Genomic DNA, 21,131 nt, shown 5'->3' with positions numbered 1-21,131 from the left:
TTTCCAGCATGGCACAGGGCGCGGGGCAGAACGGCCCTGCCGTGGTCCCCGGGGCCAACTGCAACGGGAACGATATGAGGCCGATATGAAGTTGATACCTAATGACGCACCCTCCCGCGCCAAAGGATCACCTTGGGCCGGTCCGTGGCTGCTTGCCCCATCCGGTGTTGCCGCCGTACTGGCGTAAGATGGAGGGACCGCTTGGGCAAGGCGCGCCGGATGCGGTGGCCGGCCCTGCGGTGGACATTATTTCGGACTTTGAGGGGAACACGGGCCTGCGGGCCGTCACCATGACTGAATCAGCGAATGGAAAGCGCCGGCTCAACACAGGCGAAGGCGCTGCGGGGGAATTTCCCCATTCCCTGCCCGGCAGCCGTACCGAGGTTGTCCTTTTCGACAACTCCGACCAAATGGTCCAGTCCCTGGGCAGCCACGATGAGGCGCTGCGCTTCATCGAGGAACAGTTCCCGCACGTCAATTTCCATGTCCGCGGAAATGAACTCTCCATCACTGGTCCTGCCAGCGACGTGCCCCGCATCATGCGGCTCCTCGACGAGGTCCGCGGCCTGGTGGCCCGCGGCACGGTCATCAGTCCGGCTGTCCTTCAGCAGCTCGTGGCGCTCCTGCGGACCCAGTCACTGCAGAACCCCGTGGATGTTCTGACCCACGACATCCTTTCCAGCCGGGGGAGGACAATCCGCCCCAAGACGCTGAACCAGAAGACCTACGTCGACGCCATTGACGACAACACCGTGATCTTCGGCATCGGTCCGGCCGGAACAGGGAAAACTTACCTGGCCATGGCAAAGGCAGTGCAGGCGCTTCAGCAGAAAGAGGTCAGCCGGATCATCCTGACGCGCCCTGCAGTTGAAGCAGGGGAGCGGCTGGGATTCCTGCCTGGAACCCTGAGCGACAAGATCGATCCCTACCTGCGCCCGCTCTACGACGCCCTGCACGACATGATGGACCCGGAGTCCATCCCCCGGCTGATGGCAGCGGGCACCATCGAAGTGGCTCCGCTGGCCTACATGCGCGGACGCACGCTCAATGACGCCTTCATCATCCTTGACGAGGCGCAGAACACCACGCCCGAGCAGATGAAGATGTTCCTGACCCGGCTGGGCTTCGGCTCCAAGATGGTTGTCACCGGCGACGTCACCCAGGTTGACCTGCCCTTCGGCACCCGCTCCGGGCTCCGCATCGTCGAGGAGATCCTGCAAGGCATCGAAGGCGTCAGCTTCTCGGTGCTGGACGCCGCGGACGTCGTGCGGCACCGCCTGGTGGGGGATATTGTCAATGCCTACAGCATCTGGGATGAGGCGCAGCGCAGCCGGGTGAAGCATTCGGCCGGCGCCGGCAAGCGGGGGGAACGCTCATGAGCATCGAGGTCAACAACGAGTCCGGTGTCCAGGTGGACGAAGCTGAACTCGTGGCGTTGTCCCGATATATCTTCGAACAGCTCTACATCCATCCGCAGGCTGAACTGTCCATCCTCCTGGTGGACGAGCCGGCTATGGAGAAGCTTCACATTGAGCTGATGGACGAGCCAGGTTCCACGGATGTTTTGTCCGTGCCCATGGACGAGCTGACCCCGGGTACGCCCGGCCGGCCCACGCCCCAGGGAATGCTGGGCGACATTGCCATCTGCCCGCAGGTGGCCCGGGTGCAGGCCAAAAACGCCGGCCACCCCCTCCAGGACGAGATGTTGCTGCTGACCACCCACGGCATCCTGCATCTGCTGGGATACGACCACGCCGAACCCGAGGAAAAAGCCGAGATGTTCGGGCTCCAGCGTGAGCTGCTGTCCGGCTTCACGGGCAAAGAAGCGCCTGCCGAGACCACCCAGTGACGCCCCTGCTCCTCGCGGCAATGGCCCTGGTTTTCCTGGCTGTTGCGGCGGTGCTGACCGCGGCGGAGGCCGCGTTCAACTTCATCCCGCGCCATGACGCCGAAGAAGCCCTGGTCAAGAGCCGCGGCACCGCCCTGCGGCGCATCCTCGGCCAGCCGGTGGCGCACATCCGCGCCCTGCGGTTCTGGCGCATCTGGTTCGAAATGGCATCCGCCGTCGCCGTGTCCGTCCTGCTCTACAGCCTGCTCAGCAACGTTTGGCTTGCGGGCGTCGCGGCCACCGGGATTATGGCGCTGCTGGGCTTCGTCATTGTTGGTGTCTCCCCGCGGCAGCTCGGCCGGCTCCACGCAGCCGCTGTTGTCCGCTTCACCGCGCCAATGATCCGTTTCCTCACCTGGGTGCTGGGGCCCATCCCTGGCTGGCTGGTGAGGCTTGGAAGCACGGCGGCGCCCGGAGCCCCAGGTGGTGACGAGGCGTTCTTCAGCGAGCAGGAATTCCGTGAGCTCGTGGAGCGCGCCAGCGAATCGGACATGATCGAGGACACGGAGGCTGAGATGATCCAGTCCGTCTTCGACTTCGGTGACACCCTTGTCCGCGCCGTCATGGTGCCCCGGACCGACATCCTCACCATCGAGGCGGGGTCGAGCCTGCGCCAGGCCATGTCCCTTTTCCTTCGCTCCGGCTATTCCAGGATTCCGGTCATCGGCGACAGTACCGACCAAATCCTGGGCATCATCTACCTAAAGGATGTCGCCGCCGTCATCCATGAGCTGGCGCCCAATGAGGAACCGCCGCTGGTGGAGTCGCTCGCCCGCGACGTTCGGTACGTACCGGAGTCGAAACCCGTCAGCGACCTGCTCCGTGAGCTGCAGAAAGAGTCCACGCACGTGGCCATCGTGATCGACGAATACGGCGGAACGGCAGGCCTGGTCACCCTCGAGGACCTTATCGAGGAAATCGTGGGCGAAATCGTGGACGAGTACGACACCGAAAGCGCGGAGGCCGTGGAGCTGGGTGACGGTTCATACCGGGTCAGCGCGCGCATGGGCATCGACGACCTTGGCGAGCTCTTCGGCATTGAGCTTGACGATGACGAAGTGGACACCGTCGGCGGCCTGCTCGCCAAGGCCCTGGGCCGCGTTCCCATTGTGGGGAGCTCCGTGAAAGTACACGGGGTGTCCCTGCGGGCCGACCGGCTTGAAGGCCGCCGAAACCGCGTCAGCCACATTATTGCGGCACCGTTGGCAAAAGAAGACACTGACCTTGAAGATCTCTTCGACGAGGCGGAAGCAACCCAGCAGGGAGTTTCACGTGAGCAAGAAAAATAAGGCCGAAGGCCAGGACGATTTCGGCGGTTTCCGCGCAGGATTTTCGATCCTGGTGGGGCGGCCCAACGCAGGCAAGTCCACGTTGACGAACGCGCTGGTGGGCAAGAAAGTGGCCATTACGTCCGCCAAACCGCAGACTACCCGCCACACCATCCGCGGCATCGTTCACCGCGAGGATGCCCAACTCATCCTCGTGGATACGCCAGGACTCCACCGACCCCGCACGCTCCTTGGCAAGCGCCTCAACGATCTCGTGGCGGACACCCTCGCCGAAGTTGATGCGATTGGGTTCTGCCTGCCCGCCAACGAAAAGATCGGTCCCGGGGACAAGTTCATTGCCGCCCAGCTCGCCGCGGTTGGCCGCAAGCCCGTGATCGCCATCGTTACCAAAGCCGACCTCGTGGACCGCCAGGCCCTGACGGAACAGCTCCTGGCTGTCGCAGCCCTTGGCAGGGAAGTGATGGGGGAGGATGGCTGGAAGGACATCGTTCCCGTATCTGCCACCGACGGCTTCCAGGTGGGCACCGTGGCTGACGTCCTGATCAGCCACATGCCGCCATCGCCCCCGCTTTACCCTGACGGTGAACTGACGGACGAGCCCGAGGCGGTCATGGTCGCGGAACTGATCCGGGAGGCGGCGCTGGAAGGTGTCCGTGATGAACTGCCCCACTCGCTCGCTGTGGTGGTGGAGGAAATCGTGCCCCGCGAAGACCGGCCCGAAGACAGCCCGCTGCTGGACGTGCGGGTCAATCTGTACGTTGAGCGTCCCTCGCAGAAGGCGATCATCATCGGCAAGGGCGGCAGCCGGCTGCGTGAAGTGGGCACTAATGCCCGCAAGGGCATCGAGGCGCTCCTGGGCACGCGGGTCTATCTCGACCTTCACGTGAAGGTGGCGAAGGACTGGCAGCGGGACCCGAAACAGCTGGTGAAGCTGGGCTTCTGAGCCGCTTCAGCTGCGCCGGCGGAGGCCGCCGGGCGTTTTCCCAGTCTTGGCCACTAAAATGGACCGGATTTGGTTTTTAGAGGAAGGTTCACCACGTGGGGCTAGGCCGCGACAGACGCGACAATGGATTTGACGGTCCCGCCGGGACTGTACCCGTATCCCGCCATGCGGACGACGGTATCGTCGGCGCAGCCCGCCATCTGGGGCCGACAAGCGGGATGCCTGTCTGGCTGAAGGTGGTCACGGCCCTCCTGTCAGTGGCTATTGTGGGCGGACTCGCCTTCGCCGGTTTCTGGTTCCTGCGCCTGCAGGGCAATATTTCCAAGGCGCCCTTGAATGCAGGCGGCGGCAGCACCGAATCCGTGAGCGATGCCACCGGACGAATGCAGATACTCATTCTCGGTTCGGACACCCGTGACGGTAAGAACTCCGAGTACGGCACCGCCGATGACTCCAACGGATACGGCAAGTCGGATGTCATGATGCTGATGGACATCTCCGAGGACAACAAGCGCGTCAGCGTCATCAGCTTCCCGCGGGACCTGCTGGTTGACATCCCGGAGTGCAAGGACCCGAAAACCAACAAGGTCTATCCGGCCCGCAGCGGTGTGATGATCAATGAAGCCATGGCCGAAGCAGGCATTGGCTGCGCCGTGGACACGGTCAACAAGCTCACTGGCCTCGAGGTGGACCACTTCATGATGGCTGACTTCAATGCGGTGAAGGAACTGTCGAATGCGGTTGGGGGCGTGGAGGTGTGCATCAGCGACGCCGTATACGATCCTGACTCACGCCTGCGGCTGCCGGCCGGCACCTCGGCTGTCCAGGGTGAAATGGCCCTCGCGTTCTTGCGCACCCGGCATGCCTTTGCCGACGGCGGCGACCTCGGCCGGATCAAGGCCCAGCAAGGGTTCCTGTCGTCCCTGACCCGCAAGATCAAGGACGATGGTACGCTCGCGGATCCCGGGAAGATGCTGAAGATCGCCGACGTGGTAACCCAGAACCTGACCGTCGATGAAGGACTGGCCTCGGTGCCCAGCCTGCTCACCATAGGGTCCCGGCTCAAGGACATCGATGTCAGCAAGGTGGCGTTCGTGGCTGTGCCCACCGCTCCCGCGGTGCTGGATCCGAACAGGCTCCAGATTGCCGAGCCTGCTGGTTCCCAGCTCTTCTCCGCAATGCGGCAGGACGTCGACCTTACCGATCCAACCGCTCCGTCGCCCGCGCCAACGGAGACGTCAGCACCCCCGTCCCCGGCCCCCACGGAAACCGCACCTGCGCTCCCGCCCTACGACAAAGCCCTGCAGCCTGTCACGGTGGCCAACGGCAGCGGCGTCCCGGGCCGTGCCCAGGAAATAGTGCAGGCCCTGGTTTCCGGCGGATTCGCGCAGGCCGGTCAGTTCGAGGCGACGGCGGTGGCGCAGTCAGTGGTCTACTACGGCCTGGACTTCGCGGATGTGGCAGCGGACGTTGCAGCAATGCTGGGTATTCCCGCCGAACAAATGATCCCTGCCCCGAACATCGCAGGGATCCAGGTGTACCTCGGTACCGACTTCACCTCCGGCACCACCTACGGGGCTGCGGTATTGCCCGAAGACATCGTTAATCAGACGGCCAAGGATGCATCCTGCCAGCAGGCCAATCCGATGCTCATCGTCGAGCGCTAGCCGACCCGACCAGCCGGTGCAGCGGACCAGTCACTGACAAGGAACAGCGGGGCCTGCCGGAAGGCGTGCCCCGCTGTTCCCTCTCCATTACCAGATACTGACGCGTTCCGCGGGAGGCATCCACATGCCGTCCTGTTCGGAAACCTCGAATGACTCGTGGAAAGCGTCGAGGTTCCTGGCAATGGCATTGGTGCGGAACTCGTTGGGGGAGTGCGGGTCCGTCGCGAGGCGGCGGATGGCCTCCTCCTGCCGAATGACCTGCCGCCAGCCGGCGGCCCACGAGGCGAAGAAGCGCTGCTCCCCGGTCAGGCCGTCAAGGACATCCGGTTCCTTGCCGTCAAGGCTGATCCGGTAGGCCTTGTAGGCGATCGCCAGTCCTGCCAGGTCGCCAATGTTTTCGCCAAGCGTGAGCCGGCCGTTGACGTTGTGTCCTGGCGCCGCGGAGGGTGACAGGGCATCGAATTGGGCCACGAGTTTGGCGGTGAGCTTTTCGAAAGCCTGCCGGTCCTCGTCCGTCCACCAGTTCCGCAGCGCCCCGCCGCCGTCGAACTGGGACCCCTGGTCATCAAAACCATGGCCGATCTCGTGCCCGATGACAGCCCCGATGCCGCCGTAGTTCACCGCGTCGTCAGCATCGGCTGTGAAGAACGGGGGCTGCAGGATCGCTGCCGGAAACACTATTTCGTTCATCATCGGGTGGTAGTACGCGTTGACCGTTTGCGGGGTCATGAGCCACTTGTTGCGGTCCACCGGCTTGCCCACCTCATCAAGGTGCCGGTCAACGTCGGCATTATGTGCACGTTCCACATTGCCCAGCAGGTCAGCCGGGTCGATCTCCACGGCGGAGTAATCAATCCATTCCTCCGGGTAGCCGATTTTCGCCCGGAACCCCTCCAGTTTCCGCAGCGCTTCCGCCTTCGTGGCCTCTCCCATCCAGCCCACGGCCGTGATGCTCTGCCGGTAGGCCTCAATCAGGTTGGCAACGAGCGCCTGCATGCGGGCCTTGTGGGTCTCCGGGAAGTGCCGGGCCACGTAGATCTGTCCCACAGCTTCGCCAAGCGCCGCTTCGACGACGGCGACACCGCGCTTCCAGCGGTCCTTGTTCCGCGGGGTGCCGCTGAGCGTGGTTCCGTAGAAGGCGAAATTGGCATCGACGAACGACGACGAAAGGTAGGGGGCCGCGGCACTTACCACCCGCAGGGCGAGCCATTCCTGCCAGTGGGCCAGCGGCTCGGACTCGAGGAGCGCCGCGGCGCCATCGAAGAACGGCGGGGTGCTCATCACAACTTCCTGGCGTTTGGCCTCGTCGATGCCGGCGGCTTCAAACCATGTGGTGAGCAGCGGGAACAGCGCGGACGCTTCATCCGCGGTCTTCAGGTTGTATGTCTTTTGCGGGTCCCTCAGCGTGACATTGTCCCAGTGGTGGGACGCGAGCTTGGTCTCCAGCTCCACCACCCGCCCGGCGGCGGCACCGGCGTCCGCAACCCCGGCCAGCTCAAGCATGGTCTTCACATGGGCTGTGTACGCCGTAACCATCGGTGCGAACTTTTCTTCCCGGTAGTACGACTCGTCGGGGAGGCCGAGTCCGCCCTGCCCGGTGTACAGCAGAATCCGGTCGGGGTTGCCCGCGTCAGGGGCCGGGTAGATATAGAAGAGCCCGCCAACGTCGGCCCGGAAGAGCCGCCCCGCCAGGGACACGAGCTCAGCCACGGAGGTTGTGGCGAACACGGCCGCCAACCTCTGCCGGATAGGTTCGATGCCCTTCGCTTCAACAACGGCCTCGTCCATGAAGCTGTTGTAGAGGTCCCCGATCTTCCGCTCGATTCCGTTGGCGGCTGCACCCTTGGCCGCTGCCTCTTCAATGATGTCCCGGACAGCGATCTCTGAACCGTCCCGGAGCGCCGTGAAGGCTCCCTCAAGCGGACGGTCGTCAGGGATTTCCGCGGCCTTCAGCCAGGCACCGTTGACGTGCTGGTACAGGTCATCCTGCGGCCGGACGGTGTGGTCGATGGTGGACAGGTCGATCCCCGATATGGGCACTGAAACTCCTTTGATGAAGGGCCGCGCCCGGTCGATAACCCGGCGGCGTCTGCATGGTGGACTTTACGGACGGTAGTGCCCTTTCATCTTACGCACGCGTGTTACCCTCAAAAGGTGCGTGCAGAGCTCCTTCTTCTTAGCTGCCGCGGCGAGGCCTCAGACGCGATCTAGCGCAAGGCCCACCCTCGCTGCGGAGTTTGTGTTGCCCGGCCACCCTTTCAACGAAGAACCACAGAAAAGGCCCCGATAGTAATGCGAAACGCACAGAAGCCCTCAGGAATGCCCGCCCACCGCTACACGCCGTTCCAGGACCAGATCAAGGTGGAGCTGCCGGACCGCACGTGGCCGGACAAGATCATCACCAAAGCTCCCCGCTGGTGTGCGGTGGACCTGCGTGACGGCAACCAGGCCCTGATTGATCCGATGAGCCCTGCCCGCAAAATGAAGATGTTCGATCTGCTGGTGCGGATGGGCTACAAGGAGATCGAGGTAGGTTTCCCCTCTGCTTCCCAGACGGATTTCGACTTTGTCCGCCAGCTCATTGAAGGCAACCACATCCCGGACGACGTCACCATCCAGGTCCTCACCCAGGCCCGCGAGCACCTGATCGAGCGGACCTACGAATCCCTGGTGGGCGCCAAGCAGGCCATCGTCCATCTATACAACTCCACCTCGGTCCTGCAGCGCCGGGTGGTCTTCAACCAGGATGAGGACGGCATCCTGGACATCGCACTCCAGGGCGCCCGCCTCTGCAAGAAGTACGAGGAAACCCTCGCGGACACGCACGTGACCTACGAGTACTCCCCGGAGTCCTTTACCGGCACGGAACTGGAATACGCTGTGCGGGTCTGCAACGCCGTCGCCGATGTTTTCGAAGCCTCCGCGGACCGCCAGGTCATCATCAACCTGCCCGCCACTGTGGAAATGGCCACCCCCAACGTTTACGCCGACTCCATCGAGTGGATGAGCCGCCACCTGCATCCCCGCGAAGGCATCATCCTCTCCCTGCACCCCCACAACGACCGCGGCACCGGCGTAGCGGCCGCGGAACTGGGTTACATGGCTGGCGCCGACCGGATCGAGGGCTGCCTTTTCGGCAACGGCGAACGGACCGGCAACGTTGACCTGGTGACCCTCGGACTGAACCTGTTTGTCCAGGGCATCGACCCCATGATCGACTTCTCCAACATCGACGACGTCCGCCGGACCGTGGAGTACTGCAACCAGCTCCCCGTCCCCGAGCGCTCACCCTATGGCGGCGACCTTGTTTTTACGGCGTTCTCCGGCTCCCACCAGGACGCCATCAAGAAGGGATTCGAGGCGTTGGAACGGGACGCCGCGGCCGCCGGCAAGGCAGTGGAAGACTTCACGTGGCAGGTGCCGTACCTGCCCGTGGACCCCAAGGACCTGGGCCGCAGCTACGAGGCCGTTATCAGGGTCAACTCGCAGTCCGGCAAGGGCGGTGTGGCCTACCTGCTCAAGAACGAGCACAGCCTGGACCTGCCGCGCCGCGCCCAGATCGAGTTCTCCGGCGTGATCCAAAAGCGCACGGACACCGTTGGCGGGGAAGTAAGCGGCGCCCAGCTGTGGCAGGTCTTCCAGGATGAGTACCTGCCCTCCGGGAAGGCAGACGGTCAGTGGGGACGCTACTCCCTGGGTGCAGTCAAGACAGAAACGGATGACGACGGCGGCATGACGCTTCACGCCTCCCTCACCGTGGACGGCGTGCAGGTCCAGCGAACCGGGACCGGCAACGGGCCCATTGCGGCCCTGCTGAGCATCCTGCGCGAAGACGGCGTGGATGTCCGGGTCCTCGACTACAGCGAACACGCCCTTTCCGAGGGCGGCAATGCCATGGCTGCCGCCTACGTCGAATGCGCCGTGGGGGAACGGGTCCTGTGGGGCGTGGGCATTGACGCCAACACCAGCATGTCGTCGCTGAAGGCCGTCATTTCTGCCGTGAACCGCGCCATCCGGGACGCCAAGGCCTGAAACCGCACCGTTGTGCCGCCGGGTGCCGCCGGCCGCACAACGGAGCCCCGCCCGGTGACGGCCGGCGGAATGGTGCCTGCAAAGGATGGGAAGATAGAGGCGTGGCCCAACACTCTTTCGCCTCCCGCGCATACCGGGACGACGCCGTCGTACTGCGCACCCATAAGCTGGGCGAGGCGGACCGGATCATCACCCTCCTGACCAAGCACCACGGCCAGGTGCGGGCTGTTGCCAAGGGGGTCCGGCGCACCAGCAGCCGGTTCGGAGCCCGCCTTGAGCCCTTTATGGTGGCGGACCTGCAGCTTGTTTCCGGCAAGACGCTGGACATCGTCACCCAGGCGGTGGCCAAGGGCGCTTACGGCGGCAGCATTGCCGCCGATTACGGCCGGTACACGGTGGCGGCGGCGATGACCGAGACGGCGGAGAAACTGACCGACGTCGACGGGGAGGCAGGAACTGCCCAGTACAACCTGCTTGTGGGTGCGCTGGGCGCCCTGAGCAGGGATGAACACGCCGCCGGCCTGATCCTCGACTCCTATCTGCTGCGGGCGTTGGCCACCGGCGGCTGGGCCCCAAGCTTTACGGACTGCGCCCGCTGCGGGGTCCCCGGCCCCCATAACGCTTTCTCGGCGCCACTGGGAGGTATGGTCTGCAGCGGATGCAGGCCCCCAGGATCGCCGGCGCCGGCGCCGGAAACCGTGGTCCTCCTGGCGGCACTGCTGACCGGCGACTGGACCACGGCGGACGGCTCCCTCCCGCCACACCGGAAAGAGGCCGCGGGCCTGGTGGCGGCGTACCTGCAATGGCATCTTGAACGAGTCCTGAAGTCCCTCAAACATGTGGAGCGAAGCTGACAGTGGCCCTCGGCAAAAAGAACCCCTCGTCCAGAAAGCGCACCCACCCGGTGGTTGCCCCGTACCCGCATCCTTCCGGAGCCGTGGCGCCCTCCATCCCCGCAGAGTTCATTCCACGCCATGTGGCGATCGTGATGGACGGGAACGGGCGCTGGGCCAACCAGCGCGGACTGCCGCGGATAGAAGGGCACAAGGCAGGGGAGCCGGCGCTGCTGGACGTCATGGCGGGGGCGATAGAACTCGGCATCGAGTATGTCAGCGTGTACGCCTTTTCCACGGAAAACTGGCGCCGGTCTCCGGAGGAAGTGCGCTTCCTGATGGGATTTAACAAGGATGTGCTGCGCCGGCAAAGAAACCAGCTCGATGAATGGGGCGTGCGCGTCCGCTGGTCCGGACGCCGGCCGCGGCTGTGGGGCTCGGTCATCCGGGAGCTGGAAGAGGCCGAGGAGTTCACGGAAGGCAACACCACCTGCACGTTGACCATGTGTGTTAATTACGGCGGCCGGGCTGAAATTACCGACGCTGTCTCGGCCATCGCCGCCGAGGTTGCCGCAGGCAGGTTGAAACCCGGTGCCATCACCGAGCGGACAATCCAGAAGTACCTCGACGAGCCGGACCTGCCGGACGTTGACCTGTTCCTCCGCAGTTCGGGCGAGCAGCGGCTGTCCAATTTCATGCTTTGGCAGTCGGCCTATGCCGAGTTCGTTTTCATGGACACGCTGTGGCCCGACGTCGACCGCCGGACGCTGTGGACGGCAGTGGAGGAGTACGCCCAGCGGGACCGTCGGTACGGCGGGGCGGTGGATGCCGCAACACCCGCGGGCTCCTAGGGTCCACGCCCGGCCGGCGGCGCACCCGGGTCCGGCAGGCGGCGGCCTTCAGGCGGGGTAGCCCCTGAGCCCGTGTGTCCTTCGCTCATCCGCTCTTCGAACTCTCGGATGGCTCCGGGTCATCGTCCCCGTATGCCCTGAGCCAGCGTGCCAACCGGGCGTAGGCGTCGGCCCGCACTGCAGCAGGGGAGAGGAACACGTCATGAAGGGCGCCGTCTATCCGTTCCACCGTCACCGTGCGGCCAAGCGTCAGGGCACGCGCGGCAATGATGTTGACGTCAAGTACGGCATCCGTCCGCCGCATCTCCTCAGACCAGAAGAGGCCGTTGGCGCTGCCGCCGGACAACAGGACAAGGATGGGAACGTGTATGTTGAGGCCCCGCGCCACCTTGGAGTGCCCGGACAGCACGGCATTGAGCCAGCCGGCCCGCACGGGAAATGCCATCGGGGGACGGTACCGGTCATCCAGGGTCCACTCACCTTCGGCCGAGCTGCTGATGGTCCGCCAGTAGAACCCGCGCTCCGGAAGCCGGAGAACGGCTTCGGGCCGGAACCGCGCAACAGGTGCCACCATCCTGGACGCCGCACGCCGCACCAGTGAGCTGCCGTGCATTTCCAGCCACGGGCTGTTCAGGACAAGCCGGGAGACCCTGCCGGGATGCCGGCTGGCCCACAGCGCCGCCACCAGCCCTCCAGTCGAATGGCCCATAAGGGTGAGCAAGGGGTCCGCGCCGTCCTGGCAGATCAGCTGGAACGCAGCTTCTATTTCGGCATCGTAATCCATGAGGTCGGCGACGTATCCGCCCGGGAGATCCGGACGCAGGCTCCGGCCGTGGTTGTGCATGTCCAGTGCGTAAAAGTCGTAACCCGCCGTGGACCAGAAGCGGGCAAGGTCCGCGTTGAAGAAATAGTCGCTCCAGCCATGCAGGAACAGGATGGCCCTGCGCCGGCCCGGGAATGGAGGCAACTTCTCCAGTGCGGGGCGGAACCGGACCAGGGTGGCCGCGCGCTCCACCCCGTCCGGCCCCGTGGCGCGGAAGGCATGAGACTCAAAGTCAGCGCCCAGGATGTCCTGCTGCCATTCCATGCGCTTATGCTAATCCGGTGCAGGTTTGCCCCGCTCATTTTGGTCTGGGCCCTCATAGACGGAAAACTAGAGGCATGCGCGTTTATCCCACATTCTTCAGGCTGGCCTTTTCATGGATGGACGCGGAGCGCGCCCACAAGATCGGATTCAAGGGCATCAGGCTGGCGCATCGCTCCGGTGCCGGGAAGCTGCTGGCGAAGCTGACGGCTCCCGCACCGTCACTCCAGACCACGGCTTTTGGAACAACCTTTCCGTCGCCCTTCGGGCTTGCCGCCGGCTTCGACAAGGAAGGCCATGGGATCGAGGCCCTGACGGAGCTTGGCTTCGGCCACGTGGAGGTGGGTACCATCACCGGGCAGGCCCAGCCGGGCAACGAGAAACCGCGGCTCTTCCGCCTGGTGGAGGACCGGGCGGTCATCAACCGCATGGGATTCAATAACGACGGCGCAACCGCCGTGGCCCCGCGGCTCAAGGCCGCGCGAGCCGCCCTACAGCGCCGGCACCGGGGCGTTCGCCCCGTTATCGGCGTCAATATCGGCAAGACCAAAACAGTGGAGCTTACCGATGCCGTGGAGGATTACCTCGTCAGTGCCCGCAGCCTTGCACCTGCTGCGGACTACCTGGTGGTTAACGTAAGCTCGCCCAATACTCCCGGCCTGCGGCTGCTGCAGGACGTGGAGTCGCTCCGGCCGCTGCTGACGGCTGTGGGCCAGGAAGCGGACAGGTCGGCAGGCCGCCACGTCCCCCTGCTTGTGAAGATCGCCCCGGACCTCAGCGACGAGGATATCGACGACGTCGCGCGCCTGGCCCTGGACCTCAAGCTGGACGGCATTATCGCCACCAACACCACCATCGCCAGGGACGGCCTGTCCACACCAGCGGAAGAGGTGGAAAGATGCGGCGCCGGAGGGCTCTCGGGCGCGCCGCTGAAGCAGCGCTCCCTCGACGTACTTCGCCGGCTGAAGCAGGTCACCGGTGACGCCCTCACCTTGGTGGCCGTGGGCGGCGTTGAAACGGCACAGGACGTCCAGGACAGGCTCGACGCCGGGGCTACCCTGGTCCAGGGCTATACGGCCTTCCTCTATGAAGGACCGTTCTGGGCTGCCCGGATCAACCGCGAACTGGCGAAGAGCCGCCGGACCTAGGCCGCGAACGGTGCAACACAAAACCCCGGCGGAAAATCCGCCGGGGTTTTGTTGATTGTTGAAGGGAGCCGCGGGGTCAGGCCGGGTACTGGCCGCGCTTGACCTGGGGCTTGGGGAGACGGAGCTTGCGGAACTGCAGGGAACGCATGGAGCCGTACCACACGGTTCCGCGCTCCACCTCGCCGAACTTCGCGGTCAGCCGCTTGCGAAGCTGGCGGGACAGGATGAACACGTCCACGAAGACGGCCAGGAACATCACCCAGAAACCGCCAAGGACGTAGATCATCAAGTCACTGGACGCCGGAACCACCAGCGACACCAGGACGAACACGAGGGCGCCGAACATCAAGTACTCACCGAGGCTGAAACGCGCGTCAACATAATCGCGGGCAAACCGTTTCTGGGGACCCTTGTCACGCAGCGGCAGGAACCTTTCGTCACCGGTGTCCAGGGCCTGGCGCATCTTAAGCCGCTGGTCCTGGATTGCCTGACGCTCGGCAGCCTTGGAGGCTTTACGGTCCTCCGGGACCAGTGGCCGCCGGCGGGCCGCCTCCTGTGCCTTACGCGTGGGAGTTGGGGCCCCCTTGCCGCCCAATCCCTCTGGCCGCCCCGGCTCTGCAGCCTGTTGGTCTACTGTTTGCTGCGCCGAGGGCGCTTCCTTTTTACGTCCGAACACCAGAACAGAATACCTTGCGGCGGGAAACTGAAGTCATGCCGAAGCCAACCGTGGCCCCAAGCAGTCAATATGACGCGGGTAATGTTTTGCCATGACTTCATCGCCGACGGGCACGCCGCAAAACCACAATGGCCTTCCATCCCCGGGCCTTGACCGAAACAGCTGGACGGAAGACCTTCGTTCGTCCATTGACCAGTCCTTCAACCAGACCTTGGCCCGGCTCAAGGAGCTGGTCGCCATCCCCGGCATCGCCTGGCCAAGCTTTGACCGGGCCCCGCTGGAACGCAGCGCCGAAGCTGTAGCGGAACTGCTCCGCGGCGTGGGACTCGGAAACGTCCAGATCCTTGGCTGCGACAAGCCTGACGGCACCCCGGGAGGGCCCGCCGTCGTCGCCCAACGGCCTGCCGCCGACGGCAAGCCGACGATCCTCCTCTATGCCCACCACGATGTCCAGCCCGCGGGTGATCAAAGCCTGTGGAACACTGAACCGTTCACCGCCGTCGAGAAGGACGGACGCCTGTACGGCCGGGGCGCCGCGGACGATAAAGCCGGCATCATGGCGCACCTGGCTGCATACGCGGCAGTTAGCAAGGTGCTCGGGAACTCGCTGGGGCTCGGCGTCACGTTCTTCTTCGAGGGCGAGGAAGAAGCCGGCTCGCCCACGTTCCGCTCATTCCTGGAGGCAAACCGGGAACTGCTCCGGGCCGACGTCATCGTCGTCGCTGATTCCAGCAACTGGAAGGTGGGGGTCCCGGCGCTGACCACCAGCCTGCGGGGACTGGTGGACGGAACCATTGAAGTCCAGGTCCTCGACCACGCTGTGCACTCCGGCATGTACGGGGGACCGGTGCTGGATGCGCCCACCCTCCTGTCGCGCCTCATCGCCACCCTGCATGACGAGGAAGGAAATGTCGCCATCGAGGGACTGGTGGCAAGGGATACAGCCACAGTTGACCTTTCCGAGGAAGACTACCGGGCAGATGCTTCAGTGCTCGACGGCGTACGGCTGGCAGGGTCGGGCAGCATCGCCTCGCGGTTGTGGACCAAACCGGCCCTGTCCATCATCGGATTCGACGCCCCCTCAGTGGACGCGGCATCGAACACCCTGTTGCCCCGCGCCCGGGCGAAGTTCAGCCTGCGCCTTGCCCCCGGCCAGGTCCCGGACGAAGCCATGGAGGCTGTGCGCCGGCATGTCGAGGCCAACGCGCCTTTCGGCGCGAAGGTGACCTTCACGCCTGGGGAAAGCGGCAACCCCTTCCTGACTGACACGTCGTCGCCGGCGGCATCACTGGCCATGTGGGCGCTGGGAGAGGCCTGGGGGGTCAAAGCCGTGGAAACAGGGATCGGCGGATCCATTCCCTTTATTGCCGACCTCACGGAACTGTATCCGGACGTGCAGATCCTGGTGACCGGTGTGGAGGATCCGGACTCCCGGGCGCACAGTGCGAACGAATCCCTGCACCTTGGCGACTTCCGCAAGGCCATCCTCGCCGAGGCCCTGCTCCTGGCCCGGATTAATGACCAGGGACTGCAGGACCGCTCCCATGGCGGCCCCAGGGCCTGATCGGAACACCGTACAGGCCGTTCCCGGGAACAACGGGGTGCCTTCCATGGTTACGTTCAGGAGTTAGAGCTACACCTCCGCCCCGCGTAGCATGTAGCTATAGCCCATACCGAAACCGTAGGGGCAGGCACCGCCAGTGCGGCGCCGCCAGACCGTCCTAAGAAGGTAGGCCAAATGAGCACCGCAACCAATGAGAACAGCACAGGTACCACCAGCACGGCCAGTGACGAACTGCCCGTCCACGAGGTCAAGCTGACCGACGTCGCAGCGGGCAAGGTACGCAGTCTTCTCGAGCAGGAAGGCCGTACGGATCTGCGCCTCCGGGTTGCAGTGCAGCCCGGCGGCTGCTCCGGACTGATTTACCAGCTCTACTTCGATGAGCGGCTCCTGGACGGTGACGCAGTCCGGGACTATGACGGCGTCGAGGTTGTCGTGGACAAGATGAGCGTTCCGTACCTCAGCGGTGCCAGCATCGACTTCGAGGACACCATCTCCAAGCAGGGCTTCACCATCGACAACCCGAACGCGGGCGGCTCTTGCGCATGTGGGGATTCGTTCCACTAAGCCGGTTGTTTCGCCCGATGCCGGCGCCGGGTCTCCTGCCGAAAATATCGGTATGGGGGCACGGCGCCGACATGTGGGCGAAACGCCCGGGGGAGCGGTAAGCTCTACACCGAGTAGTAAAACTTTTAGTGTGCCCGGGGCGGCCAAGGCTGCCCGGTCAACAGCAACAAGTAGGAAGGGCCGTCTGTGAGTTCGCAGAACCGAACCGGCAGCCGACGCAAAACGATCACAACGATCACAAGCTTGGCAATTGCCGGCGCGTTGGTTTTGACCGGATGTTCGCCAGAGGTAGAGAAAGGGTGGCTGCCCACTGAACGTGGCACCACCAGCAACACCGACCGCATCATGGACCTCTGGGTCAACTCATGGATTGCCGCCCTGGTTGTGGGCATCATTACCTGGGGCCTGATCGTCTGGTGCCTTGTTGCTTACCGCCGCCGCAAGGGCACGGTGGGGTTTCCGCGACAGACCAGCTTCAACCTGCCCCTCGAAGTCTTTTACCTGACCATCCCCCTGTTCATGGTTGTGGTGTTCTTCTACTTCACCGACCGCGACCAGCAGGCGATTGACAACCGCTCCCGGCCTGCCGACGTCGTTGTTGACGTCCGTGGCAAGCAGTGGGCATGGGACTTCAACTACAAGGCCGGCGACGTCATCCAGGAGGATGTCCACGAGGCCGGGGTGCAGGCGCACCTTACGGGCAACACCATCGATAAGGAAAAGCTGCCCACGCTGTACCTGCCGGTCAACAAGTCTGTTGACCTTGAGCTCAACGCACGCGACGTCATCCACTCCTTCTGGGTACCCGCCTTCCTCCAGAAGCGCGACATGATCCCGGGCAAGACCAACTACATCAGGTTCACCCCCACCAAAGAGGGCACCTACGACGGCAAGTGTGCCGAACTTTGCGGCGAGTACCACTCCGAAATGCTGTTCCGCGTCAAGGTGGTGTCGGAATCCGAATTCCAGGCCCACATGAACGAGCTGCGTGAAGCAGGCAACACGGGTCTCCTCGGCGTCGAGTACGACCGCAACCCGAACGTGAACGAAATTAAGTAAGGGGAGCGACGTGGCTACGTACACTCAATCCGCACCCACCGGAGTCCTTGCAGCTCCCGTGGTTCCGAAGTCCAAGGGACGCATCGTCGTCAACTGGATCACCTCCACCGACCACAAGACCATCGGGTACATGTACCTGATTGCGTCCTTCGTATTCTTCTGCCTGGGCGGCGTGATGGCGCTGCTGATCCGCGCCGAACTGTTCGAGCCCGGCATGCAGATCCTGCAGACCAAGGAACAGTACAACCAGCTGTTCACCATGCACGGCACCGTGATGCTGCTGATGTTCGCAACGCCGCTCTTCGCGGGGTTCGCGAACGTGATCATGCCGCTGCAGATCGGCGCGCCGGACGTCGCGTTCCCGCGGCTGAACGCGCTGGCCTTCTGGTTCTTCCTCTTCGGTTCCACCATTGCGGTGTCCGGCTTCATCACCCCGCAGGGCGCGGCGTCGTTCGGCTGGTTCGCCTACGCGCCGCTGTCCAACACCACCTTCAGTCCGGGCGTCGGCGGTGACCTGTGGGTGTTCGGCCTGGCGCTGTCCGGCTTCGGCACCATCCTGGGTGCGGTCAACTTCATCACCACCATCATCTGCATGCGCGCCCCCGGCATGACGATGTGGCGGATGCCGATCTTCACCTGGAACACCCTGGTGACGGCCATCCTGGTCCTGATGGCGTTCCCGCCGCTGGCAGCAGCACTCTTCGCCCTCGGCGCGGACCGCCGCTTCGGAGCCCACATCTTCGATCCCGAAAACGGCGGTGCCGTCCTCTGGCAGCACCTGTTCTGGTTCTTCGGCCACCCCGAGGTGTACATCATCGCGCTGCCGTTCTTCGGCATCGTCTCGGAGATCTTCCCGGTCTTCAGCCGCAAACCGATCTTCGGCTACAAGGGCCTGGTCTACGCCACCATTGCCATCGCCGCCCTGTCCGTAACTGTGTGGGCACACCACATGTACGTCACCGGATCCGTGCTGCTGCCGTTCTTCGCCTTCATGACCATGCTGATCGCGGTCCCCACCGGCGTGAAGTTCTTCAACTGGATCGGCACCATGTGGCGCGGTTCGCTGACGTTCGAAACCCCGATGCTCTGGAGCATCGGCTTCCTGGTCACCTTCCTGTTCGGTGGCCTGACCGGCATCATCCTGGCGTCCCCGCCGCTGGACTTCCACGTCTCGGACTCCTACTTCGTGGTGGCGCACTTCCACTACGTGGTGTTCGGCACCGTGGTGTTCGCGATGTTCGCCGGGTTCTACTTCTGGTGGCCCAAGTTCACCGGGAAGATGCTGAACGAGCGCCTGGGCAAGATCCACTTCTGGCTGCTGTTCCTGGGCTTCCATGGCACGTTCCTCATCCAGCACTGGCTGGGCGTTGAAGGCATGCCCCGCCGTTACGCGGACTACCTGGTGGAGGACAACTTCACCTGGATGAACCAGTTCTCCACCGTGGCTTCGTTCGTGCTGGGCGCCTCCCTGATTCCGTTCTTCTGGAACGTCTACATCACGTGGCGCAGCGGTGAAAAGGTCCAGGTGGACGATCCCTGGGGCTTCGGCGCCTCACTGGAATGGGCCACGTCCTGCCCGCCGCCGCGGCACAACTTCACTTCGCTGCCCCGGATCCGTTCCGAGCGGCCCGCCCTGGACCTGCACCACCCGGAACTCCGCCAGGTCCACACCGTTGAGTCGCCGGCGCCGGCCGCCCAGGTACTCGGAAATGCCGACCAGAGGGACAACTGACAATGAAAATTGAATCTTGGATTTTTGGTGCCGGAGTCTTCTTCTTCGTTCCGGTGTCCCTGGTATACGGCTTCCTGACCAACTGGGGCGAGTGGGTGGGCATCCTTGGCATCCTGCTGGTGGGCGGCCTCGCCGGCATGATCGGCGGCTACCTTGGATTCACCGGCAAGCGCGTCGGCATGCGCCCCGAGGACCGCAGCGATGCTGAGATCCACGAAGGCGCGGGCGAGCAGGGACACTTCAGCCCTTGGAGCTGGTGGCCGCTGGTCCTGGGCATCGCGTGCGCAACAGGTTTCCTGGGCCTTGCGGTCGGTTTCTGGATTGTGTTCATCGCGGCCGGCCTGGCAGTCGTGGCACTCATCGGCTGGGTGTACGAATACAGCCGCGGAGACCACGCGCACTAGCGCTTCTTCACCAACTACGACGTCGGGCCCCACCATTTGGTGGGGCCCGACGTCGTTCGTATTGCTCGCGGCACGTCCTAGGCGGCGCCCTGCGACTCCAGCAGTTCACCCAGCGCCCGCAACGCGTCTTCGGCCTCCTGGCGCCCCAACGGGCCGCTGAGGGCCGCGTCGCTGATACCCAGCTCCACCATGCATCCCTGGTGGAAATCCGCCGCCATCACCTGCAGCAAAGAGCGCGCATCAACGCTCGAGCTGCCCTCCTTCGAGATGGTCACCGGCAGGCCGGTCTGCGTAGCGGCCCGTACGAAGACGGCGGCAGCCCGGGCGTGCAGCCCCACCGAGGCTTTGACCACGGCGTTATGTGTTGGCAAAGGGACTCCTTCATAATGACGGCCCCCCTCCGTCGAAATCGCGTTTTCATGACAAATATAGGGCCTGTCAGGTTGCGCCGCTAAACGGCGGGACAAGGTGGACGAAGCTGGTCTAGACCTGACCTAAAATTGGAGGGTGAACTTTAACGCAGGGGAAGCAACCCATGCCGGCTAGTGCGGCAGCCATCACCGGCAAAATCGACCGGTCCAGTGGCACAGCCATCTACGTACAGCTGCGCGAGATCCTGCGTACCTACATTGCGGACTCCTGCCCGCCCGGATCGGCCCTGCCCTCCGAACGGGATCTCGCCGAACGGTTCGGCCTTGCCCGCATGACGGTCCGCCAGGCGATTGATGCGTTGGTAGGCGAAGAAGTCATCGAAAGAGTGGTGGGCCTGGGGACGTTCGTCCGCCGGCCAAAGGTCGATCTCCAAGTCAAGCTGACGTCCTACAGCGAGGAGATGCAGCGACGGGGGATGGTCCCTGCGGCGAAGGTCCTGAGCTTTGAGCAGATTGCCGCCAGTGCGTTCCTTGCGCGTGAACTGCAGTTGGATGAGGGAACGCCGTTGGTCCGTTTCCGGCGCCTGCTCCTGGCTGACGGTGAACCCATGAGCGTTGACGAGAACTTCATTCCTGCGCACCGGGTGCCGGGACTGCTGGACGGGGAACCGCCCACGTCGCTGTACAACGTCCTCAGTGAGCAATTTGGGCTGGTGATGGAATGGGGCGAGGACATGATCGAGGCCACCGCGGCTTCGCCGTCCACCGCCCGGTTGCTGAACGTGGAGGTGGGAGCGCCGCTCCTGAAAATCCAGCGGCACGCCTTCGTAGCCAGGGCTATGGTGGACTATTCCGTCTCCTACTACCGCGCAGACAGGTACAAGCTGTGGGTGCCGCTGCAGCGCCCGGGGGCACGCCGGGCACGCAACCACTGAGCCGCCCGTTGGCGGGCTGTCCGCAGCACACGGAGTGCAGACCGTGTGCTGCGGACATACGGAAAGGCAAACAGGAAGGCCCGGTCCAAAT

General features: G+C 64.1%; 19 protein-coding genes. 15 read left to right on the top strand and 4 right to left on the bottom strand.

Annotated elements, in window-relative coordinates; genetic code table 11:
* Positions 1-290: 290 nt before the first annotated feature.
* The 5 genes from Q9R30_RS11170 (at position 291) to Q9R30_RS11150 (ending at position 5,787) form a co-directional block, all read left to right on the top strand.
* Complete coding sequence (locus tag Q9R30_RS11170; protein ID WP_104999743.1) at positions 291-1,379, top strand: PhoH family protein; 1,089 nt, start codon at positions 291-293, stop codon at positions 1,377-1,379.
* Positions 1,376-1,849, top strand: coding sequence for an rRNA maturation RNase YbeY (gene ybeY, locus Q9R30_RS11165; protein ID WP_104998014.1), 474 nt, complete (start codon positions 1,376-1,378; stop codon positions 1,847-1,849). Before Q9R30_RS11170 ends, ybeY begins: the two co-directional genes overlap by 4 nt.
* Positions 1,846-3,177, top strand: coding sequence for a hemolysin family protein (locus Q9R30_RS11160; protein ID WP_104998013.1), 1,332 nt, complete (start codon positions 1,846-1,848; stop codon positions 3,175-3,177). The genes ybeY and Q9R30_RS11160 overlap by 4 nt, the downstream gene beginning before the upstream one ends.
* The gene (era, locus tag Q9R30_RS11155) at positions 3,161-4,120 is read left to right on the top strand and encodes a GTPase Era (RefSeq protein WP_311217625.1); all 960 of its coding nucleotides are present in this window, start codon (positions 3,161-3,163) and stop codon (positions 4,118-4,120) included. Before Q9R30_RS11160 ends, era begins: the two co-directional genes overlap by 17 nt.
* Before the next feature lie 218 nt (positions 4,121-4,338).
* Complete coding sequence (locus Q9R30_RS11150) at positions 4,339-5,787, top strand: LCP family protein (protein WP_311217624.1); 1,449 nt, start codon at positions 4,339-4,341, stop codon at positions 5,785-5,787.
* An 87-nt stretch (positions 5,788-5,874) separates the two neighbouring features.
* Here the strand turns inward: Q9R30_RS11150 and Q9R30_RS11145 are convergent, their stop codons facing one another.
* Positions 5,875-7,827 (bottom strand): M13-type metalloendopeptidase, encoded by a 1,953-nt coding sequence (locus tag Q9R30_RS11145; RefSeq protein ID WP_311217623.1) that lies wholly within the window; start codon positions 7,825-7,827, stop codon positions 5,875-5,877.
* A 252-nt stretch (positions 7,828-8,079) separates the two neighbouring features.
* Between Q9R30_RS11145 and leuA the strand changes: the two genes are divergently transcribed.
* From leuA to Q9R30_RS11130, 3 genes are all read left to right on the top strand, one after another.
* A complete protein-coding gene (gene leuA, locus Q9R30_RS11140; protein ID WP_311217622.1) occupies positions 8,080-9,819 on the top strand; it encodes a 2-isopropylmalate synthase in 1,740 nt (579 codons plus the stop codon).
* A gap of 101 nt (positions 9,820-9,920) precedes the next feature.
* Positions 9,921-10,673 carry a DNA repair protein RecO gene (gene recO, locus Q9R30_RS11135; protein WP_104998008.1) on the top strand — a complete coding sequence of 251 codons (753 nt, stop codon included), beginning with the start codon at positions 9,921-9,923 and terminating at the stop codon, positions 10,671-10,673.
* Positions 10,674-10,675: 2 nt separating this feature from the next.
* The gene (locus tag Q9R30_RS11130) at positions 10,676-11,503 is read left to right on the top strand and encodes an isoprenyl transferase (protein WP_311217621.1); all 828 of its coding nucleotides are present in this window, start codon (positions 10,676-10,678) and stop codon (positions 11,501-11,503) included.
* 85 nt (positions 11,504-11,588) lie between these two features.
* Here the strand turns inward: Q9R30_RS11130 and Q9R30_RS11125 are convergent, their stop codons facing one another.
* A complete protein-coding gene (locus tag Q9R30_RS11125) occupies positions 11,589-12,590 on the bottom strand; it encodes an alpha/beta hydrolase (RefSeq protein WP_311217620.1) in 1,002 nt (333 codons plus the stop codon).
* A gap of 74 nt (positions 12,591-12,664) precedes the next feature.
* Here Q9R30_RS11125 and Q9R30_RS11120 point away from each other — a divergent pair, with 74 nt between their 5' ends.
* Positions 12,665-13,735: a quinone-dependent dihydroorotate dehydrogenase gene (locus Q9R30_RS11120; protein ID WP_311217619.1), complete on the top strand. Its 1,071-nt coding sequence runs from the start codon at positions 12,665-12,667 to the stop codon at positions 13,733-13,735.
* A 76-nt stretch (positions 13,736-13,811) separates the two neighbouring features.
* Here Q9R30_RS11120 and Q9R30_RS11115 read toward each other — a convergent pair whose 3' ends face one another.
* Positions 13,812-14,411: a DUF3043 domain-containing protein gene (locus Q9R30_RS11115; protein ID WP_104998004.1), complete on the bottom strand. Its 600-nt coding sequence runs from the start codon at positions 14,409-14,411 to the stop codon at positions 13,812-13,814.
* Positions 14,412-14,502: 91 nt separating this feature from the next.
* Between Q9R30_RS11115 and Q9R30_RS11110 the strand changes: the two genes are divergently transcribed.
* From Q9R30_RS11110 to Q9R30_RS11090, 5 genes are all read left to right on the top strand, one after another.
* Entirely contained in the window at positions 14,503-15,975 is a 1,473-nt protein-coding gene (locus tag Q9R30_RS11110; RefSeq protein ID WP_311217618.1) for a dipeptidase, read from the top strand.
* Positions 15,976-16,149: 174 nt separating this feature from the next.
* Entirely contained in the window at positions 16,150-16,539 is a 390-nt protein-coding gene (locus Q9R30_RS11105; RefSeq protein WP_066275924.1) for an iron-sulfur cluster assembly accessory protein, read from the top strand.
* 186 nt (positions 16,540-16,725) lie between these two features.
* Complete coding sequence (coxB, locus tag Q9R30_RS11100) at positions 16,726-17,598, top strand: cytochrome c oxidase subunit II (RefSeq protein ID WP_311217617.1); 873 nt, start codon at positions 16,726-16,728, stop codon at positions 17,596-17,598.
* Between the two features lie 10 nt (positions 17,599-17,608).
* On the top strand, positions 17,609-19,330 hold the full coding sequence (gene ctaD, locus Q9R30_RS11095; RefSeq protein ID WP_311217616.1) for a cytochrome c oxidase subunit I: 1,722 nt from the start codon (positions 17,609-17,611) through the stop codon (positions 19,328-19,330).
* Positions 19,331-19,332: 2 nt separating this feature from the next.
* On the top strand, positions 19,333-19,734 hold the full coding sequence (locus Q9R30_RS11090) for a cytochrome c oxidase subunit 4 (RefSeq protein ID WP_013601026.1): 402 nt from the start codon (positions 19,333-19,335) through the stop codon (positions 19,732-19,734).
* 77 nt (positions 19,735-19,811) lie between these two features.
* Here the strand turns inward: Q9R30_RS11090 and Q9R30_RS11085 are convergent, their stop codons facing one another.
* Positions 19,812-20,105: an HPr family phosphocarrier protein gene (locus tag Q9R30_RS11085; protein ID WP_104998000.1), complete on the bottom strand. Its 294-nt coding sequence runs from the start codon at positions 20,103-20,105 to the stop codon at positions 19,812-19,814.
* Positions 20,106-20,269: 164 nt separating this feature from the next.
* Here Q9R30_RS11085 and Q9R30_RS11080 point away from each other — a divergent pair, with 164 nt between their 5' ends.
* A complete protein-coding gene (locus Q9R30_RS11080; protein ID WP_104997999.1) occupies positions 20,270-21,040 on the top strand; it encodes a GntR family transcriptional regulator in 771 nt (256 codons plus the stop codon).
* The last annotated feature ends 91 nt before the right edge of the window (positions 21,041-21,131 follow it).

Source organism: Arthrobacter sp. AB6, assembly GCF_031844545.1.
Lineage (GTDB): Bacteria > Actinomycetota > Actinomycetes > Actinomycetales > Micrococcaceae > Arthrobacter.
This window is presented reverse-complemented; position numbering and strand designations above follow the sequence as displayed.

Bases quoted from the DNA above. Each gene is read 5' to 3' on its own strand.
- Q9R30_RS11170 (WP_104999743.1), top strand. From the start codon at position 291: ATGACTGAATCAGCGAATGGAAAGCGCCGGCTCAACACAGGCGAAGGC.
- ybeY (WP_104998014.1), top strand. From the start codon at position 1,376: ATGAGCATCGAGGTCAACAACGAGTCCGGTGTCCAGGTGGACGAAGCT.
- Q9R30_RS11150 (WP_311217624.1), top strand. From the start codon at position 4,339: ATGCCTGTCTGGCTGAAGGTGGTCACGGCCCTCCTGTCAGTGGCTATT.
- leuA (WP_311217622.1), top strand. From the start codon at position 8,080: ATGCGAAACGCACAGAAGCCCTCAGGAATGCCCGCCCACCGCTACACG.
- Q9R30_RS11125 (WP_311217620.1), bottom strand. From the start codon at position 12,590: ATGGAATGGCAGCAGGACATCCTGGGCGCTGACTTTGAGTCTCATGCC.
- Q9R30_RS11120 (WP_311217619.1), top strand. From the start codon at position 12,665: ATGCGCGTTTATCCCACATTCTTCAGGCTGGCCTTTTCATGGATGGAC.
- Q9R30_RS11110 (WP_311217618.1), top strand. From the start codon at position 14,503: ATGACTTCATCGCCGACGGGCACGCCGCAAAACCACAATGGCCTTCCA.
- Q9R30_RS11105 (WP_066275924.1), top strand. From the start codon at position 16,150: ATGAGCACCGCAACCAATGAGAACAGCACAGGTACCACCAGCACGGCC.
- Q9R30_RS11090 (WP_013601026.1), top strand. From the start codon at position 19,333: ATGAAAATTGAATCTTGGATTTTTGGTGCCGGAGTCTTCTTCTTCGTT.
- Q9R30_RS11080 (WP_104997999.1), top strand. From the start codon at position 20,270: ATGCCGGCTAGTGCGGCAGCCATCACCGGCAAAATCGACCGGTCCAGT.